This window comes from Coleofasciculus sp. F4-SAH-05, from assembly GCF_040222985.1.
In the GTDB taxonomy this organism is placed as follows: domain Bacteria; phylum Cyanobacteriota; class Cyanobacteriia; order Cyanobacteriales; family Coleofasciculaceae; genus Coleofasciculus; species Coleofasciculus chthonoplastes.
Genome location: NZ_JAVKBY010000087.1, coordinates 1 through 18,037, shown reverse-complemented (window position 1 = coordinate 18,037; position 18,037 = coordinate 1). Strand labels below are relative to the sequence as shown.

Annotated in this window: 19 protein-coding genes; 8 read left to right on the top strand and 11 right to left on the bottom strand. The window is 44.7% G+C overall.

Translation table 11 applies throughout. The features are described 5' to 3' along the window. Positions 1-176 precede the first annotated feature (176 nt). From RIG27_RS10655 to RIG27_RS10645, 3 genes are all read left to right on the top strand, one after another. The gene (locus RIG27_RS10655) at positions 177-3,338 is read left to right on the top strand and encodes a DEAD/DEAH box helicase (protein WP_446344974.1); all 3,162 of its coding nucleotides are present in this window, start codon (positions 177-179) and stop codon (positions 3,336-3,338) included. Between the two features lie 96 nt (positions 3,339-3,434). Next, positions 3,435-4,724: a DNA cytosine methyltransferase gene (locus RIG27_RS10650; RefSeq protein WP_446344972.1), complete on the top strand. Its 1,290-nt coding sequence runs from the start codon at positions 3,435-3,437 to the stop codon at positions 4,722-4,724. 406 nt (positions 4,725-5,130) lie between these two features. Further along, complete coding sequence (locus RIG27_RS10645; RefSeq protein ID WP_446340310.1) at positions 5,131-5,334, top strand: hypothetical protein; 204 nt, start codon at positions 5,131-5,133, stop codon at positions 5,332-5,334. A 139-nt stretch (positions 5,335-5,473) separates the two neighbouring features. On the opposite strand, the gene RIG27_RS10640 is transcribed toward RIG27_RS10645, so the two are convergent. The 10 genes from RIG27_RS10640 to RIG27_RS10595 all read right to left on the bottom strand — a co-directional run bounded on the left by RIG27_RS10640 (position 5,474) and on the right by RIG27_RS10595 (position 12,804). Further along, entirely contained in the window at positions 5,474-5,983 is a 510-nt protein-coding gene (locus tag RIG27_RS10640; protein ID WP_446344970.1) for a hypothetical protein, read from the bottom strand. Positions 5,984-6,064: 81 nt separating this feature from the next. After that, entirely contained in the window at positions 6,065-6,253 is a 189-nt protein-coding gene (locus RIG27_RS10635; RefSeq protein WP_446344968.1) for a hypothetical protein, read from the bottom strand. Between the two features lie 54 nt (positions 6,254-6,307). Then, a complete protein-coding gene (locus RIG27_RS10630; RefSeq protein ID WP_446340312.1) occupies positions 6,308-6,652 on the bottom strand; it encodes a TMEM14 family protein in 345 nt (114 codons plus the stop codon). A gap of 390 nt (positions 6,653-7,042) precedes the next feature. Then, complete coding sequence (locus tag RIG27_RS10625) at positions 7,043-7,411, bottom strand: DUF760 domain-containing protein (protein ID WP_006105547.1); 369 nt, start codon at positions 7,409-7,411, stop codon at positions 7,043-7,045. A gap of 169 nt (positions 7,412-7,580) precedes the next feature. Further along, positions 7,581-8,072 (bottom strand): SMC-Scp complex subunit ScpB, encoded by a 492-nt coding sequence (gene scpB / locus RIG27_RS10620; RefSeq protein ID WP_446344966.1) that lies wholly within the window; start codon positions 8,070-8,072, stop codon positions 7,581-7,583. A 236-nt stretch (positions 8,073-8,308) separates the two neighbouring features. After that, positions 8,309-9,184: an ABC transporter ATP-binding protein gene (locus RIG27_RS10615; protein WP_446344964.1), complete on the bottom strand. Its 876-nt coding sequence runs from the start codon at positions 9,182-9,184 to the stop codon at positions 8,309-8,311. Positions 9,185-9,295: 111 nt separating this feature from the next. Continuing rightward, positions 9,296-9,445, bottom strand: a complete 150-nt coding sequence (locus RIG27_RS10610; RefSeq protein WP_446344962.1) for a HepT-like ribonuclease domain-containing protein — start codon at positions 9,443-9,445, stop codon at positions 9,296-9,298. Positions 9,446-9,596: 151 nt separating this feature from the next. Then, on the bottom strand, positions 9,597-10,346 hold the full coding sequence (locus RIG27_RS10605) for a HEPN domain-containing protein (RefSeq protein ID WP_446344960.1): 750 nt from the start codon (positions 10,344-10,346) through the stop codon (positions 9,597-9,599). Further along, positions 10,330-11,394, bottom strand: coding sequence for a ParA family protein (locus RIG27_RS10600; RefSeq protein WP_446344958.1), 1,065 nt, complete (start codon positions 11,392-11,394; stop codon positions 10,330-10,332). Before RIG27_RS10600 ends, RIG27_RS10605 begins: the two co-directional genes overlap by 17 nt. Before the next feature lie 99 nt (positions 11,395-11,493). Then, entirely contained in the window at positions 11,494-12,804 is a 1,311-nt protein-coding gene (locus tag RIG27_RS10595) for an NAD(P)/FAD-dependent oxidoreductase (RefSeq protein WP_446344956.1), read from the bottom strand. Here RIG27_RS10595 and RIG27_RS10590 point away from each other — a divergent pair. The 5 genes from RIG27_RS10590 (at position 12,803) to RIG27_RS10570 (ending at position 15,729) form a co-directional block, all read left to right on the top strand. Next, entirely contained in the window at positions 12,803-13,009 is a 207-nt protein-coding gene (locus RIG27_RS10590) for a hypothetical protein (RefSeq protein WP_446344954.1), read from the top strand. The two genes, RIG27_RS10595 and RIG27_RS10590, sit on opposite strands and share 2 nt — an antisense overlap. Before the next feature lie 98 nt (positions 13,010-13,107). Next, a complete protein-coding gene (gene petC / locus RIG27_RS10585; RefSeq protein WP_446344952.1) occupies positions 13,108-13,641 on the top strand; it encodes a cytochrome b6-f complex iron-sulfur subunit in 534 nt (177 codons plus the stop codon). A gap of 236 nt (positions 13,642-13,877) precedes the next feature. After that, positions 13,878-14,255, top strand: a complete 378-nt coding sequence (locus RIG27_RS10580) for a rhodanese-like domain-containing protein (protein ID WP_446344950.1) — start codon at positions 13,878-13,880, stop codon at positions 14,253-14,255. 236 nt (positions 14,256-14,491) lie between these two features. Next, positions 14,492-15,121, top strand: a complete 630-nt coding sequence (locus tag RIG27_RS10575) for a class I SAM-dependent methyltransferase (RefSeq protein ID WP_446344948.1) — start codon at positions 14,492-14,494, stop codon at positions 15,119-15,121. A 113-nt stretch (positions 15,122-15,234) separates the two neighbouring features. Continuing rightward, positions 15,235-15,729 (top strand): rhodanese-like domain-containing protein, encoded by a 495-nt coding sequence (locus RIG27_RS10570; protein WP_446345143.1) that lies wholly within the window; start codon positions 15,235-15,237, stop codon positions 15,727-15,729. A 426-nt stretch (positions 15,730-16,155) separates the two neighbouring features. Here RIG27_RS10570 and RIG27_RS10565 read toward each other — a convergent pair whose 3' ends face one another. Continuing rightward, a complete protein-coding gene (locus tag RIG27_RS10565) occupies positions 16,156-17,916 on the bottom strand; it encodes a DUF3370 family protein (RefSeq protein WP_446344946.1) in 1,761 nt (586 codons plus the stop codon). Between the last annotated feature and the right edge of the window lie 121 nt (positions 17,917-18,037).

Here is an 18,037-nt window from a genome sequence, read left to right as displayed (position 1 = left end):
CTCATTTTAAGGAATAAGCTGTCATGCATTTAAATTGCGTATTAGTAGCGAGCAAGATGCTCGCACTACTTGGTGGGATTGAAGGTTAACCGAAGCTTTCCTTGTCCCCTACTGTACAATAATTGAACAAGCAGACCTGATAGGAATAACGCGCTGGCAGAATGCTGGCTTAGATCATGGCTGATCCAAACTGGGAAACCCTGAAAACGTTTCTCCACCAATTGTTGTTGATTACTTTACCCAGCAACGAGGATGTATCTGTGGTGCATACGTTCCTGGTAGAGAACTCTGATAAGCTGAATGAGACGTTTGCCCTGGTGCTACAGGAATGGGCGATCGCAAGTTTGGCTGAATTGGATGATCGTCACAAGCCGGATCTGGCGAGACGCCTACAGGGAATTAGTCAGTTCATTAACCAGTTTCCTGGCGGCGATCGCACGGATAATCTGGAAATTGTCCGCATTGGCTACGAAATTGCTGCTCAGGTTTTCACTCAGGCTGATGATCCCCAGGATTGGGCGGAAACTAACTATTATTTGGGGTTAATTTACATAGAGCGCAATAAAGGCGATCGCATTCAGAACCTACGCCAAGCCATTCAACGATTGGAAGCCGCTTTAACCGTCTACACCGCCGCGTTTCCCGATCAACGAGCCGAGATAGAAATGCATCTGGAATGCGCCTACCTAGAAATTCGACAGCATGAGTCAATTGAACCCAGCCATCCTATCCTATCCTCAACCCCTGCATCGTCTCCGTCAGCAACCCCCCAAGTCAGTGAAGCCGAAATCGCCGCGATTCAACCCCCTGCATTTCGTGCGATCGCGCAAAGCCTACTCGATGCAGAAAAGTTAACCGCTCTAGAAATTACTCCCGCTTCCCAGGAAAAGGCGGCACCCTTACCCCAGGATTTACCCCAGGTTCTCCACTACGCCTTAAATACCATTGGTATCAACTCTTTATGGTCCCATCAGTACGCCTCATTACAGGCGTTGCGTCAAGGGGGAGATATTTTACTCTCAACCCCAACAGCCAGTGGCAAAACTCTGGCGTTTCTTCTCCCGATTCTAGAAACCTGTCTGCTCAATCCCCACGCCACCGCCCTATTTATTTTTCCCTTAAAGGCGTTAGCGGTGGATCAGTTGCGGCAAATTCACGACATTATTGATCTGATCCCGAAGTTTCAGCGGATTAATGTAGTCATGCTGACGGGAGATGTTCCCATGGCTGAACGGATTAAATTATTAGAACAATCACCGCAAATTATTTGTATCACCCCTGACTTACTCCACCATCAACTTTTTAAGCTTTTTAAACCACAATGGCAATCGTGGCAATGGTTGCTGAGAAATCTGCGTTATTTAGTGATTGATGAAGCCCATACTTATCGCGGTAGTTTTGGTGCCCACTTTGCCAATCTAATGCGACGATTACGATTAGCGATCGACCAAAGTGGTGGAGATTCCACTCAATTACAACATATCTTTGCCACGGCGACGATTGGCAATCCAGGGGAATTAGCCGAAACCTTTAGTGGCAGACAGGGAAATTTATCCCTAATCGAGAACAGTGGTGCAGCAACGGCGGCGCGGACAACCCTCTGTTTAGCCCCATCTAAGTATGCCAATATGGACTCTTGTGCGATTGTCTTATCTTGGTTAGAGCAAGGATTAAAGGGGATTGTTTTTTGCAATAGTCGCATTTCCCTCAAATCTCTCTTAAATCAAATCCAAGAACATTTAGAGCAACGGGGACAAGGTTATCTTAAATCCCAAGTCAGGATATTTTATGGTTCCCTTAAATCTCATCATCGTCGCCAAATTATTCAGCAACTGAGTGCGGGAGAAATTAGCATTATTCTGGCAACCTCAGCCTTAGAAGCAGGGATTGATATTCCGGAACTGGATTGTTGCTTACTGCGCGGTTATCCCGGTTCACTGATGCAGTTACGTCAACGTCAAGGAAGGGCGGGACGGAAAAGCCCTGGTTTAGTGATTTTTCTGCCCATTGCCCAAAACGCCTTGGATTATTTTTATGGGAATAACCCGGACTTATTGTTAAGAGGTGAAGTTGAAAGTGCGGTATGTAATCCCGATTACCAAGTTTTCCTCAAACAGCATTTACTTTGTGGGGCTTGTGAGAGTGGTATTCCGTTGGATAAATTCTATCAGTATTTTGGTCAGTCCGCCGCAGACATTGCTATTGAGTTGATGAATCAAAACCAGTTATCCCTCTCTCGCCACCAGCACTTGTGGACGAAACCTTATCCCCATAAAGAAGTGCAAATGCGAGGAACGAACCATTTTACGGTGACATTAGTGGATCAACAGACGGGGGAAGAATTTGAGGAATTGGATGAAAAACACGCCCAGCGAGAAGTATTTCCTGAGGCAATTTATCAGTATCAGTCGCCCGGAGGAGAGCGAGTTTGGTATTCTTGTCAAAGTCTGGATTTGCAGAATCAAAAGGCAATTTTAAAACCTTTAGCTGAAGATCCCCAGCAGTTAACTCGTGCGGAGCAAGAAACTGAGATTGAACTCAAAGCTCACTTAGCTGAACCGAAGATTCTGCAAACAAGAATTCCGGAAGGACGAATACGCCTAATTCTGGGTTGGGGAGAAATTACCGATTACGTGACTGGATATACACTCTACAGTCTAGAATACGATAAAACCTGTCAAAATTTTCAATGTCGGCGTTACCATACACCTGTCAAAGAAGCTCAATGTCCAGCCTGTCGGCGCAGGACACGGTTTGCTGAAATCCAGAAACGGATTAAAACGGTGAATTTTGAGCAGCCTTATTTAACTCGACTGGAAGCACCTGTACTGCAAATTGAAGTTAATCAACCGATTCAGGACTATTTGACTCAACAGGTTAAACAAGTCAAACAAAAATTGATTCAGCAGTATGGCAAGAATATTCCTAGTGACTATACCTGTCTTTGGTCTTGTCCGCCAGAACGGATTGCGTTACATTCTATTACTCACCAAATTAATTTGGCTGTACCCTTATTAATTTTGAGTGAGACTCAGGAGGTAAATAGTCTAATCGTAAACAAACCTAATCGTCAACACACCTTACCCACAATTGGGTATTGGTTTGATACAACACCAGGAGGAAATGGGGTATCTGAGGCTATTTTTCATCGCTTCTGGGACTTTGCCTTCAAAGCTAAGGTGTTAGCCGCAGGGTGTGACTGTGATCAGGGTTGTCCTCGCTGTTTGATGCAGCACAGTTGTCCTGAAAGTAATGCGGCGTTGAACAAGAGTTTGGGACTTTCACTATTGGAAATTATCAGTCAGATGGAGACGTTACCTCTAACTTCTGAAAATTAGGCTAAAAAGGCAGAAGGCAGAAGACAGAAGGCAGAAAGCTTTTTTGTTGATGTTATCCTACAGACTGCAACTTGGTATAAAACAACGGATGAGGGGATGGCAAAATTAGGGTATCGACCTGTCGCCATTGATTTATTTGCAGGTGTGGGTGGGTTTTCCTTGGGAATCGAACAGGCGGGGTTTGATGTAGCGATCGCAATAGAAAAAGACCCGATTCACGCGGCTGTCTATGGGTTTAACTTTCCCCAGACTCATGTCTTGTGCGCGGATGTGACTGAGTTGACAGGAACACATATCCAAGAAGCCTTGCGGGATTGGTACGATCGCCAAAAACGTCCGGTTCTAGTTAGCGATCGCGACAGGATGGACATAGACTTAGTATTTGGTGGACCGCCTTGTCAGGGATTCTCTGTGATCGGGAAACGCCAGGTTTGTGACAAACGTAACCTTTTAGTCTTTGAGTTCTGTCGCTTGATCAAAGAACTCCAGCCTCGTTATTTTCTCATGGAGAATGTTCCGGGTTTAGGTCTGAACAAATACCAAGATTTGTTGAATCGGTTGCAGTGCGAGTTTACAGCAGCCGGATATGAGATAACTCAACCTATACAAGTCCTCAACGCGGTTAATTTCGGTGTCCCGCAGCAGCGACAACGGTTATTTGTATTGGGAAATCAGGTGGGAGTTAAACCTTTAACCTATCCTCAACCTCAATTGCAATCACCCTCTGAATTTTGTACCGTTCGGGATGCGATCGCGGATTTACCGAATTTAGATGATTTTACTGAACTCCAGACCTTAGACTCGGTAGAACTGACACTCCCCCAGTTACAATTACTCCAGGCATTAGCGATGCCTTACGTAGAAAAACTACGAAATATCATCACCGATCCCTTTAATTTCGCCCATCCCCGCCAATGGAATCCGTTCCTCTTAACCAGTTCTAAGCGAACCCAACATAATCTAGCCTCTATTGAACGGTTTAATCAAACACCACCTGGTCAATTGGAAGCAATTAGTCGCTTACAACGCCTAGACTGGGGCAAACCCTGCTACACTCTACGAGCAGGTACTGGATATGATCGGGGTAGCTATACTTCCCCCCGTCCCATTCATCCTGAATATCCACGGGTAATTTCAGTCCGAGAAGCCGCACGTTTACATTCATTTCCGGACTGGTTTCGCTTTCATGTTACGAAATGGCATGGATTTCGACAGGTAGGGAATGCTGTACCGCCACGACTCGGACGAGTCTTAGGTGATCAAATCATCGCCGCCTTGGGAGTTGAACCCTCGCCGCCAACCCTTACCCTCACCCTAAGAGACTCGCACCTATTAGAATTAGGTCAGGTCAAAGCATTTAAGTATTGGAAACAAAAGACCTATTAATTAGGTGGGGACAATTAAAGTTAACGGTGAAGATGGTCATTCGTCATTCGTCATTTGTCCTTTGTAAGGGTTTGAGGAGTATTTATATAACTGAACATAGTTAAGTTTATTTCCACCAACCTACTTAAGATATCCGTAGGGTGGGCATTGCCCACCAGCCTTAGGAAGTGTGCCATTCAGCTTAAATTATAGTGTCACTCCCAAAATTTTGTGATTTAGATCACCTAAAGAAGACAAACTTATCATAATCCTTCATCAGGAAGCATCACTTGGCGAATCAATACTTATCACAATTTTGGTTAAGTCATAATCACTGACAATCGGCTGATTTGATCACGTTAGAAAATCGATAAGTTCTTTAATATATTTTATACAAGGAGAGATACACCACGTTGCCAAAGACCCAATGAAATCTGCTCAAGTTTGCTTTCCCAAATTTCCCGTCCAGCAAATTGCCCATCGCATTATTGATATGCGTCAAATTAGCTGGATTGATCAACAACTGTTTATGTCAGCCCTTTTATCGAAGCAATCACTCTCAATGGAAGAGGAACACTTAGTTGAACGGATTTATGAAGGTTTAAATCGAGGATGGATTCGAGTCGTTTAATAGAATTAATTTGGGCTTATCAATTAATATCTCCCCTAGCTCCCAGACGTGCCATGGCACGTCTCTACATTGGCTTCCCCAGCTTCCCCCAGATTAATTGTATCTACGAAGCTGCTCAAGTATGTTCATGCCCGCTGCATTAGATTCGACCACTACCAATTTTTGGTAGAACTTCCTTTGCCCATAATTCATCAGAAATTTTAATTTGCTTGTCTTCGAAAACTCTTTGATTATATTGCTCTAATAACGCTGTAATAAGTTGAATATACTCTTTCAGTAAATCCCGAATTTCTTGTCGGGCTAATAAATTATAAGAATTTGATGTATTATTTTTTGCACTGAATTGCCGAATTACAGGCGCATTGAAGACAATCCAAAGAAATGGAGAATTAATAACTTCTTCCATCAATTCAATTAGTTCAGGTTGTAAAAATAAACAATATTTTTCCATCGTGCGGTTTAAGGAATCCTTAAACTGCGAACATTCACGTAATAGATAATCTGACCAATCCGCTTCAATTGCGCCCAATACAGGGGCTGGTTTTGAAAAATCTAGAAATGCTAATTCTTCAAAAAATGTATGATCAAATAAGTCAACGACTGTTTGATAATTTTTATCGGGTTTTTCGGCAATAGCCGCCTTAAACATATTAAAAAATAAATAAAAGTGACGTCGAAGCGGTCTCCTTAGTTGCAGGAATGCCACAGCTTCTAGTTTTCTGCGTTGATTTTATTGATCGATCGCAATGACCCGATCAATCGAAAAGACGACAATTAGAATGCCAGTAATTTCTGAGGCAATATCTAAAGAAAAAGATTTGAGCCAAGGATATTGACCCGAACTGATGAAATAAACGAAAAAGCAGCAGCCCAATAAGATAGGAAGTGCAACATAGGGAGTTTTAAAAGATTTTCTCATCTTATTGCCTGCTACTTTGCTTGAGCGTCCGGGTTATTGAGAAAAGATACTCTTCTATTGCAAGAAACCCTCTGCTGCTAATAATCCTACAGAAAAGAGTATCGTAGCCATTAGCGAAAAAACCATCATCATACCAGAAGGCATAAAACTGCGGGTGCGGAAAAGGCGAATAATAAAAACGATAAATAACACTAGAGAAATGAATGTGGCGAGTCCGAGTCCCATAATGGGGATAATCCGGCAAAGCCACCAAGCCACCAACAGTCCTAAACCACTACTGATACCCGAAATTAGGGATTTTTGGCTTTTGGCTTTGACATACCCGATTACGCCACCCACCAAAACGAGTAAAGCGTAGATTAAAACAAATCCGGTAATAATTGGCAATAAGTTGTTCATGTTAGGAAAATTTTGCTGGATATCAAGACTGACGATCCACTAATTTATCGTATTAATTATACTCGCTTTGCCGCTACCTGGGATGTAAAGGCTCCAAGGCTGCACTTGTTTCTGGTATCGCATTACGGAGATACGTTAGGACATTTCCCTGTTGCCTGTTGCCTGTTGCCTGTTGCCTTTTCACTCAATGTTATTGTCCTAACCTGAATGCGTAGTGCTATATCTGCTTTGTCGTCTGTGGTTAACTGATGAGTTACTTCCGCCGCGCTATGGTAGTAAATCCTACAAAAACGACTGCCCTTTACGGCAGCCCAATCCCCCGCCTCCCGTCTTCATTAGACGGGGGAATAGCTTTTCCATGACTCTATTAGGCTTTTTCTTCGAATGAGTTTAGAGGGAAGAACCGTTAGAGTGGTCGTTGTAATGGGATTGCCCATGCCAATTCATGGTGTCAGTCATATTATCTTCTAGTTCCATGCGTTGTTCCATGCGACGCAGAAAATAGCCCGTCATCATCGCCGAAGCCAACAATCCAGCTAAGTTTTCGCGATCTGTGGTAACTTGTACATTGAAACTCTCAGATGGAAGCATACCCACCAGTCCCTGGACATTCTGAGAAATGATTTGCTGAATTTCCGGGCTGGCAGATTTGGCAACCTGGGACAGCACATCGGGGGATTGGTGTTGGAGATAGCTCAGGAGTTGGTTGGTTGCGTCATCTTCAGGGGGAGAATTGAGGAAGTCAGAGTTAAATACCATTAGAAATTAAAAGATGTGACTTACTTGTTTCTACTCTAAACGATTGTACTAGCTACCGACTTGGTGCTTTGGTTCAACAGTCCTAATTCTTAAGGAAGAAATTCAGGATTGTCCTTGGGGCTGAAGGATAAGATCAGATGAAGTGGTGCTTAAGATGGAGAAGTAGTGCTTAAGATTGAGAGGATGTGCGTAGGGACGGTAGGAGGTTATCGAGTTCAAAGTGTTGATGAAATTTATTGGTGACTTGCAACCAATAGGAACGACCATCTGTTTGTCGGCGTCTGCTGACAAATCCGAGGGAGATGAGTTCTTGAACATGTTGATACGCACCACTACCGCGTAAGTCGATCAGTTCAGTTTGAGCAATAGGTTGTTTGATTGCGATCGCAGCTAAGGTTCTCAATGCTCCTACACCTAATTCAGCAGGCACTATACTTTGCATTAACGTAGCAAATGAAGCCCGTAACTGCAAGCTATAGCCCTTTGGTGTCTCGACGACTTCTAGGGCGCTGTCTCGATAGGCATAGTCTGACATCAGTTCAATTAAAGCATCTTCTACCGCCTCGCGATCGCATCCGGCACACTCAGCAATTTCCGCCAGGGACAAGGGTTTGCCCTTTAAGTATAGAATCGCTTCAATTTGGGTCGCTAAACGAGGCATTGGGGATTGGGGACCTTTTGAGTGTTGAATGTGTAGGGGCGGGTTTAGGGAATTCGCTCAAGCTGTTGACGATAATTTGGATTCAAAACCCGCCCTCTTCCCTTATTGAGTTGTGGGTGTGTAGGGGCGGGTTTTACCGATAACGCTTTGGCTCAAACCACTAACTTAAGTAAACCCGCCCCGACCAAGTCCGAGAATTTTGAGTGATTGGGGATTGGCAAGTACCGATATGCTCATCAATCGAGTTGTCGTCCCGTTAGTTCCACAAAGATATCTTCTAAATTTGAGGGACGAACCATCATACCCGTTTTATCCGGTAAGCTGTCAAGGTAGGCATTGGCATCGTCTAGAGTCGGAAAGAACTTATACTCGAAGCGATCGCCAATTTGTTTCATTAGCAACCCTTCGCCATGGTTAGCTTTCAGTTGTTGCAGGGTTCCCAGTTCAATTAGCTTACCACAGTCCATAATACCGATGCGTCCCGGCTGACTTGCCCCATACGCATCACACAACACCTCCACCTCGTCCATGTAATGCGTCGTCAGCAGCATAGTCATCCCTTGGCGATTTAAATCGCGAATAATCTCCCACAGGCGGCGACGGGTTTGGGGATCAAGTCCCACCGTGGGTTCATCTAAAAATAGAATTTTGGGTTGGTGCAGTAGCGCCCTAGCAATTTGCAGGCGACGCTTCATCCCACCTGATAGGGTTTTGACGGGCGAATCCCGCCTTTGGGCTAATTCTACGTACTCCAACCACTGGTTAATTAGGGTTTGCCGTCGGGGATTGGTAATGTGGTGCAAACGTCCGTGGAGTTCCATATTCTCCCAAACGGTCAGGTCGTTATCAACACTGGTTTGTTGCAACACGACGCCGATATTTTGCTTAACCTCAGCCGGTTGACGCACTACGTTGTAACCCGCAATCTCAATTTGCCCTGCGGTGGGTCGGGTTAAGGTGGTTAACATGCGAATCGTCGTTGATTTCCCTGCACCGTTGGGACCGAGTAGACCAAATATCTCTCCCGATTCGATAGTGAAGGAGAGGTCATTAACCACAGGAATTTTATCGTAGGTTTTTTGGACGTGTTGGACACAAACAGCAGAGGACATCCGGTCTGACTCATCGTAGGACAACTTTACATTTCATCATATCTTGGCAGAGAGTGGCACGGCGATTGAAATCGCTGCTACACAAACTTGCGTCCGCCTGCGCGGACTAGGTTATGACGGGGGTAGCGTTCCCCGGATTTGGTATAACTCAGGAACTTTGCTGGTAACAACGTCCCATACAATATCGTAATCAACGCCGAAGTAGTTATGGATTAAGCGGTCACGCATTCCCGCGATCGCACGCCATTCAACGGCATTCAATTGTGGTATAGTTCTGACTTAGTGTATCGGGTAGTTGTTTAACCGCTTCGCCAGTGACTTCTATGCTCCTAACCTAAGCCCGCTTCAAGGTTTTGATTAAATTTGGCACTAAACAATAACTTATACTTAAATACACCGATTGCACGCAAACTTAAAGGATTTGGTGAATAGTCTCAACAACCTGCTCAACAAAATTAACTGCATCGCTGACGAGAACTTCATCAATGTACCAGCGGCTTCCAATATTATATGTAGGATCTATATCAGCTTCATGAGCAATTTTGTTTCTACGATCAACTATCGCACTCAGTTGTTGTTTAACATCTTTGGCGGATCTGCCCAACTTCTGAGCAACCTCTTCCCACAATTTATTATCTGAAATTAGTCGCATGGCATCGGCTATTTTTTCGGGTTGCTGAAAGCTTTGATAGCTAAGACGTTCTCGAACTTCATCTTCTAGCCAAGAGGCATTATTCAGTCTGTTCAAAACACTATTTGATATAACTGGGAGCAAAGCTGAGACTGTGTGAGATTGCTGCAAAAATGAGGAACCTTGACTTTGTTGGATTTCATTCTCTAACCAGGATGCAATATCCATCGCAATCAATCGTTCTTGGCGTGCGCCACCTAGGGAAACTTGAAAACGAGAAAATGCAGATTGAGAACTGTTGCGTGGAGGATTAGGTTCGGAACGCTGACCCCTGTGAATCTCTAGCATTCCTAGTGTTACAACTTCATGGACATAGTAATCCAAGGCGCTCACAGCTAGAACTAGAGCAGCTCTCAAAATATCTGACAAATCTAGGGCAGGAGTGGATTGAGCCTTGACAGAGTTGTGAATAGAAATCAGATCTCGAACACGAGCAATGCTGATTCGGAATTGATCAAGCGCTGACTGCATAGGAAGGAGAAGTGAGTCCTATAATCTTATCGGCTAATTCGGCAAATGTTTGTTTAAAATCATCTTGTTTTGCTTGGTTATTTTTTAGCACTATTCCTGTTTGGTTTAATTGTTGAGGCGTGAGGGCATAGATTGGAGTCTGATGTTCCTGAGAAAGAGCAATTAGGCTATTAAAGTTGGAAATTTTTGTTAAGCAAAAACTGTCACTAATTCCATGTTCAGCATATAATTTATCAGAAATTAACATACTATTTTGACGTAAAATCGGAACCAGCTTAGAGGAAACGTCTTGCTCAATCTTATTAATCCATGTTTCAAAAGCAGCCGTTTCCTTGCCGCGAATAATCCGAAAATTTTGAACAATAGTACCTAAAAACCGTAGTGTAATGTCAGGAAATGGATAGGATGCTCCTTTCAATAAAGGAAGCGAACTAGCCTGTTTAGCCCATGCGTACCATTTGGGTAGAACTTTAGCTAATGAATCAATTGCCATTACAGAAAAGAAATCGGCAGTAGTAGGTACTATAAAAAAGTCGCTGGTCATTAGTAAATTCTGATTGATTGCTCCTAAACTCGGACTCATATCAATCAAAAGGTAATCTGCACTAAACTTTTCAGCAGTTTTATTCAATAAATCTGGAATAGAGCCGGGTAAGTTTTTGAGAGCCTGAATTGAGCCACTTAGCTCTTGAGCAATTCCCAATGTGACTTCATATTCCGCAAAACCCACATGACCAGGTAGTAAAAACAGTCCATCTTGTCCCTCAATGGGAATGCAGTCTACTGCCTCAATAGCCCTTGGCTGTGACTCAAAAGCTGGTGCTAGCCCTGTTCTAATATTTGAATGGGTATTGTAAATCGCCTCAATTCTTGCCTCGTCGCTCTCTGTTCCTTGCCCTAAAGCCATACCCGTTAGATTACACTGGGGGTCAGTATCGACAAGAATTACTGTTTTTCCCTTTGAGGCAAGCATCCAACCAAGATTAAATGTGGTTGTAGTTTTGCTAACTCCGCCTTTGTGATTAAAGAGGGCTATTTTTTGAACCATTGCACTTACTATTGCCTCTTAGTCCTCCAACTTTAGACTTTAGTATAGCGTAAGCCTGACTTTTCCAAACTTACTCTGCCAAACTGTTAGTTTAATCGCTTATCTAGTTTGCAAACTTGACTCAATTGGATAATCCTTTGATACTGGAATTGGTTCTACCAGCGATAAGCCCAACAAGCGCAGACTCCAACGCTCAAACCAAGGAACAGATAACCCCCATCGCATCTTAGTTAGGAAGAATCGCTCAAAGGCAATCTTTAACCAGCTTACCCAACGACCGCGTTTTGCGATCGCACGGCGTCGTTGACCTGTTTTGGGATTAGGCAAAACGGGATCAGCTAAGAATAGAATTCCTGTATCACCAAAATCCGCCATACAAATCGCTGCCAAAGTTGGCGTCACCGGTGCAGCTTGAATCACACCCAATTCTCTAGCAATGTTGTGCGCCACCGCCATACCCATCGCCTCCGCCATTTGCCCCGTTTTTGGCACACCGATAGGCAAAGGAGTCTTTTCCGGTGGCGATAACTGCACCACCACGCCTGCACTATAGATAGAGGGAAATGAGGGATGCTGATACGTCGGTAATACAGGTAGAAAACCCTTCTCATCACTCAACCCAGGGACATCTCGGACAAAACGGGGTCCCCGGAACGGCGGTAGCAGCATGGCGTAATGGAAGGGTAGCCTATGACCTTCTGCTAAGGTGATCTGTTGGGGATAAATGGCAGTAATTTCAGCATTCTCAATCACCTCAATCTGCCGTTGACGCATTAATTCAGTCACCAATTCCGCCGAATCTGCCATACCCCCAATTCCCAAATGACCCGCATAGGGTTCTGGGGTGACAAACGTAATCGGTACTTGTTCTCGCAATCCTTGTCGCCGCAGTATCCAATCGGCTAATAGGGCAAACTCATAAGCCGGTCCCATACAACTCGCACCCGGAACCGCCCCCACAATCAATGGTCTGGGATTTTCCAGAAATTTCGCCCACGCTTGTTTTGCCATTAAAGCATGGTGAGGATTGCACACCGATTGGGTGTAACCGCGATCGGGTCCTAATCCTGGTATGGCATCTAGCTCTAATTCTGCCCCGGTAGCAATCACTACATAGTCATAATCAATCGACCTGTCTCCCACCCTCAAACATTGAGCCTGGGGGTCAATACCCGTTACCTTACCTTCGACAAACTCTATTTGACGAGATTGGACAACAGAAGCAATGTCTACTTGAATTCGCTGGAGTGGAGTTAAATTGAACGCAACCCACGGGAGAGAGGGAATAAACGTAAATTTAGGTCTGTCACAAATTAACGTAATTTGGTGGACGTGAGGCAGGAGATGCCGCAGTTCGTAAGCAGTGGGTAGTCCGCCAATACCCGCACCGATTACCACAATATGAGCCATGATTACACCACTGTTTATTAAAACTATACAACTTTGTAACTATATTTACAATCTATCGGGATTTAGCAGCACCCCACAAACGCGAGATGCCAAAACGAAACACCTTTACCCTGTAGGGGCGACCCGCTTGCATCAATCAACAACTGGCGTCCACTCAATCGGTTCGGGTCGCCGCGAAGCATCACCAGCACCTGAAGTAGGTTAAGCAAATCTCATACAACTTATTGCTTGACTAAATAACCAAATAGTTATTAAACTAGGTAACAACTCGTAAATCTTTTTTACACAAATCGGAGGATATCCATGGAAGACAGTCTATCGATGCAAAGCCCCTCAATGTCTCGGCGACAGCTTCTCAACTTCCTCACCGGAGCAACCATCGCCGCCACAGCTAGCGCCGCCCTCTATCCAGCCGCTAAATTCTTTGTCCCACCCCAGGAAGGAGGCGCAGATGGTTCGATTATCGCCAAAGATAAATTAGGGAATCCCATCCCCGTGTCCCAGATAGTCGCCCAAGGTGCAGGTGCCCGTGCTTTGGTCGCGGGTTTAGCAGGTGAACCGACGTATTTGACCGTTACCGACGATAACAGCTTAGACTCAATCGGAATTGTCGATAACTGCACCCACTTAGGTTGTACCTTTCCTTGGAACAATATCGACCAACAATTTCAATGTCCCTGTCACGGGTCTCGTTATAGTCCCGATGGTTCTGTTGTCCGGGGTCCGGCTGACCGCCCCCTAAAACTGGTGCAGGTCAATATCGAAGGTGACTACATCCGCATAGCGCCTTGGACGGAAACTGATCCCCGCACTGGGGAAACACCATGGTGGGTGTAAACTTTAATCATTTTGTCTGATACCAAGTTTGTATGACGTTGCACTTTGACCCCACCGCCTACGGCACCTCCCCTTAGCAAGGGGAGGTTGGGAGGGGTGAATGAATATTAAGTGCCATGTTACGAAAAAATGGTATGAGATTTTGTTGCATTTCCGACGTTCCTATAGACTTTCGGTCAAAAATGTCTATGGAAACAGTAACACTATTGAGTTTTAACTTGAATTGGGAATAAATTATGAATTCTGTCTCCTCTTTCTCTCCTTCTGTCAAAGACTGTTATCCCCAAGAATTTGTCCAATCTGCAAATCAGCCTTTACTTATCGATGTCCGCAGTGGCTTTGAATATGCCATGGGTCATGCTCCCAGCGCAATTAACCTCAGTTTACCCCGCATTATTATCGGCATGATCCCGATGTTTCGCCGCTGGGTTTTACCGCAATGGTTCCAAGATTTGCCCAAAGACAAACCCATTGCCGTTATTTGTTTAACCGCTCATCGCAGTCCCATTGCTGCCAAACAACTGGCTAAAGCGGGTTTTGCTAAGGTATTTAACATCACGGGCGGTATGGTGGAATGGCGACGGTTAGGATTAGAGATTCAAACCAATTCGTAAGTGTAATGCTACTGACTTTAGAGTTTGTAGTAAGCGCTAAAGCGCTTCTGGCACTAAAGTGCCTACTACGAACCCAGCTTAAGTCAGCGCCATTCTTCTTAAGTGAAGCTTTGATAGGAAACAATCCTGATGCTAACTTGCTACCATGAAAGTTCCCTAATTGTAAATGGTGAATCGTTATGGTCTTAAAAATACAACCCTGTGCAAACTGGTACAAACAGTTATTTGCTTGGGGAATGGCGAAAGCAAACGCAGCCGATGAAAATGCTATTCAATTAGCAAATTGCAGTAGCAATTCTACCCTAGCTCAACTCAAGCAGGCTTTATTTGCCGACTTGCAGGGTAAGGTTGTAGAAATTGGACCGGGGGCTGGGGCGAATTTGGCGTATTATCCCACTGACATCCATTGGATAGGCGTTGAACCGAATCCCTTTATGCATTCCTACCTGAAACAGGAAGCCAAACAGGTTGGGTTGAAACGGATTGACATCAAAAGTGGGTCGGCTGAACATATCGATGTTGAGGATAATAGTGTGGATGCTGTTGTCAGTACCTACGTCCTCTGTTCCGTCAGCAATCTTACCAAAACGGTGCAAGAAATCCGGCGAGTTCTTAAGCCAGGGGGTCGCTTTTTGTTTATTGAACATGTGGCGGCTGAATGTAGCAGTTGGCAACGGCAGATTCAAGGTAGCATTGAGCCGATTTGGAAAACGGTGTTTGATGGGTGTCATCCAAATCGGGAAACAGGGCTGGCGTTAGAAAAGGCTGGATTTGAAAACCTAAATTATCAACAGTTTCAGGTTTCTTTTCCAATTGTTAGCCCTCATATTTCTGGAGTGGCTACTAAAAGTAGAGATGTGTTATAACAGGAATTTTGCAAAAGCCAGGGAGCCAAGAAATAAATTTCTGGCTCAAAGCTCAAGTAAGCTAAAGCTTACTAAATAAGTATTTTAAACCGTTGGAGAAAGGAAAAAGAATGATGAAAATCAAAAAAATGATATCAGGATTACTCCTGGTATTTTTACTGGTTTTAATGCTGTTGAGTGGTGTATTCGTTCCTAAATCTGCCCTAGCTGCCGTAGACTCTAAGGTGACGAGTCCACCTAGCGCAGAAGTCTATACAGCAGTGGATCAGTTGCTGAATTCGCTACCACGAGATTACTACACAGTGATGCCAGTGAAGCAGTTGAAGAACAAGTTGAAAAAGGAGAAAGATGTAGTATTAGTGGATGTGCGACAACCGTCGGAATATGCTTCAGGACACATTCCTGGTGCTATTAATATTCCCGTGCGATCGCTAACCAAAAATTTGGATAAAATTCCCACGGATAAACCTGTAATTTTATACTGTTCGAGTGGGCATCGCACGGCAATTGGCATGACGGCGTTGCGGTTGTTAGGGTATACGAATGTTCGCAGTTTTCCTCCCAGTATTAATGGCTGGAAGGCGGCTGGCGAACCGTTAGAAAAATAAGTCTCTTTAATTCCTTGAATTACCCTAATAGGAATAAGAAGTATCTTAGACTACGGGAGACAGGGATCTGCCTATGTCATTCCCTTCCCAGAGTCAGCAAAGCGAAAGAAAGCAGATACACCCTGCCTTATTCAAGACCCTATATGAAATGCAGATGACCCTCTAAACCTTTGACGAAATAACGGCTCATTTTGTGTCATTGGTGGCAATAAACTTTAACAGGAATGGTACGCTCAAGCCAGGTTTGTCGTTGCACTTTATACCCAGTTGCAGTCTAAGGTAGACTAAGGTAGAATCTGTCATGCTGAGCGGAATGCCGCTACTAGGGCAGGTTCTGCCTCGCCAAAAGTATTCTCTTCTCAAAGCCTGGGAATGAGGCTAACTCTCCTCTACCCAGCTTGGAATAGAGGCTGGGGGTGAGGGCTGTTACCTCGCCAATGTCTTCACCGTCAACACCTGCGGCGGTGTAGAATCGGGTGGATAAATAAATTCGACGTTTACCTTTCGCTGTTCCCCTGGCGCTAAATTTAACGTCACTAAGGGATCAGACGGTTGTCCCCGACGCTGCACTAAATGCACATAGCGTGTCTGACTTTTACCTTGATTATCTTCATAACTGACCCGAACCGTTCCCCGAAAAAAGACCTGCTCAACGGTTGGATTCAAAAACAGTAATTTATCTGACCCTACCTCATCTTTTAACGGTGTTTGCATTGATACCGTTACTGTTTGCGATTGACTGGTCGTATTTTTCAGGGGTAACATTAAATTATATTCTACGCCATAATTACTATGAGCATAATAAGCAGTATCTGGATAACGGGCTAACATCGGCGCACTTTGAATTTGACCTGTATTCAACGTGATTAAATGGAGCGTTCCTAAGACATAGGAAAATGCCTCACCGGGTTGGGTAATTCTTAGACTATCGGATTCTAAAGTATCCGTAATCTCTGCTAACCATTGTGCCCCTTGGGACACCCCAGCGACTCGTCCAAATACCGTCGGTTCTCTAGGCGGGTCAAGGGGGGTTGGCTTCAGATTCCGGGGTTCGGCTAATTCCCCTTCGACTAATAAGGTTTGCCATTCTGCTAATGTCGGGGCGCGGTATGTACCATTCGAGTTTTGTGGTGCTTTCATGGCTAAATTGGCAACATAAACCGCACCATTACTGCTTAACCGCATCATCGTGGAACGCCCATTTGATGCAGGTGCGCGTCGGATAGGAATGGGTTGATTCATCAAGAGTTGAGTTTGTCCTGCTGCTAATACCACTTGTTCCGGAAACCCATCCTGACGACTCCCCCGCAGTACATCACTCATCGTGCGACTACCGGGTTCTGAATAAATCTTACCATTGGGATTATCTACTATATCGGGTAAGTCAATAAATGGTGCATCGGGAGTACTTAAATAACTCGCCGCTTGCAAAACCTCAACCGTTACGGGTTTATCGGTGGGATTGTGCAGCAGTAATCCCTGATAAAGGGGACGAGTTTCTGCTTGAGTTTCTGCCCTAGCGATATGATGGGTAAAAATATCGAAACGTCCTTGAAAGGGAAAGTTCAGATGGGCAGAAGGAATTCGCTTTCCGGTTGGGGAAAACGTGGATAACAAAATTCCTTCACTTGTGACTAATTCCGGATAATTACTATTAAATGTGGGAACAGAATTCAGTCCTCCGGGTAATGTCCGTACCTGTTGAGGATGAATTTCAACCCCAGCAATATACTCAGGCGGAACTGCATAAATATTTAACGCCCGACACAATAACGCCGCAACTTCGCCCCGAGTCGCCCGTTGATTGGGGCGAAGCTGTCGTACTGTGGGATAATTCACCACCAGAGTATTTACCGCCGCCGCCGCGATCGCATTCCTGGCGTATCCTGGAATACCAGAGGCATCTTGGAAATACTGTCCCAGGGTAGAGTATGGATTACTAGGAATGCTGTAATTCTTCGCCCCCGCCAAAACCCCAATCGCTTGCACACGGGGAATCGGTTGACTGGGTTGAAAAATCCGCCCCGGATAACCCGCGAAAAATTCCCGTTGATAAGCGTCTTGAATTGCCCGATATGCCCAGTGACGCTGTGGCACATCTGTAAACGTGATCCCACCCGAATCGCAAGGGGCTACCCCTTCAACGAAGTAAGGGGTAGGGGGATAGCGGAAAATGCGAGGGGTCAATCCCCGAAGTATTTTCAATCTCTATCCCATGTAGTGGTATAGTTTAGCCATGAAACAAGTTCTCACAATAGTTGTAAAGCTCCAACCTTCTCCTGAACAAGTTGCCTTCTTAGAGGCAACT

Excerpts from the sequence above, each read along its gene's own strand:
- RIG27_RS10655 (WP_446344974.1), top strand. The coding sequence starts at position 177 with ATGGCTGATCCAAACTGGGAAACCCTGAAAACGTTTCTCCACCAATTG.
- RIG27_RS10650 (WP_446344972.1), top strand. The coding sequence starts at position 3,435 with ATGGCAAAATTAGGGTATCGACCTGTCGCCATTGATTTATTTGCAGGT.
- RIG27_RS10645 (WP_446340310.1), top strand. The coding sequence starts at position 5,131 with ATGAAATCTGCTCAAGTTTGCTTTCCCAAATTTCCCGTCCAGCAAATT.
- RIG27_RS10640 (WP_446344970.1), bottom strand. The coding sequence starts at position 5,983 with ATGTTTAAGGCGGCTATTGCCGAAAAACCCGATAAAAATTATCAAACA.
- RIG27_RS10635 (WP_446344968.1), bottom strand. The coding sequence starts at position 6,253 with ATGAGAAAATCTTTTAAAACTCCCTATGTTGCACTTCCTATCTTATTG.
- RIG27_RS10630 (WP_446340312.1), bottom strand. The coding sequence starts at position 6,652 with ATGAACAACTTATTGCCAATTATTACCGGATTTGTTTTAATCTACGCT.
- RIG27_RS10625 (WP_006105547.1), bottom strand. The coding sequence starts at position 7,411 with ATGGTATTTAACTCTGACTTCCTCAATTCTCCCCCTGAAGATGACGCA.
- scpB (WP_446344966.1), bottom strand. The coding sequence starts at position 8,072 with ATGCCTCGTTTAGCGACCCAAATTGAAGCGATTCTATACTTAAAGGGC.
- RIG27_RS10615 (WP_446344964.1), bottom strand. The coding sequence starts at position 9,184 with ATGTCCTCTGCTGTTTGTGTCCAACACGTCCAAAAAACCTACGATAAA.
- RIG27_RS10605 (WP_446344960.1), bottom strand. The coding sequence starts at position 10,346 with ATGCAGTCAGCGCTTGATCAATTCCGAATCAGCATTGCTCGTGTTCGA.
- RIG27_RS10600 (WP_446344958.1), bottom strand. The coding sequence starts at position 11,394 with ATGGTTCAAAAAATAGCCCTCTTTAATCACAAAGGCGGAGTTAGCAAA.
- RIG27_RS10590 (WP_446344954.1), top strand. The coding sequence starts at position 12,803 with ATGATTACACCACTGTTTATTAAAACTATACAACTTTGTAACTATATT.
- RIG27_RS10595 (WP_446344956.1), bottom strand. The coding sequence starts at position 12,804 with ATGGCTCATATTGTGGTAATCGGTGCGGGTATTGGCGGACTACCCACT.
- petC (WP_446344952.1), top strand. The coding sequence starts at position 13,108 with ATGGAAGACAGTCTATCGATGCAAAGCCCCTCAATGTCTCGGCGACAG.
- RIG27_RS10580 (WP_446344950.1), top strand. The coding sequence starts at position 13,878 with ATGAATTCTGTCTCCTCTTTCTCTCCTTCTGTCAAAGACTGTTATCCC.
- RIG27_RS10575 (WP_446344948.1), top strand. The coding sequence starts at position 14,492 with ATGGCGAAAGCAAACGCAGCCGATGAAAATGCTATTCAATTAGCAAAT.
- RIG27_RS10570 (WP_446345143.1), top strand. The coding sequence starts at position 15,235 with ATGAAAATCAAAAAAATGATATCAGGATTACTCCTGGTATTTTTACTG.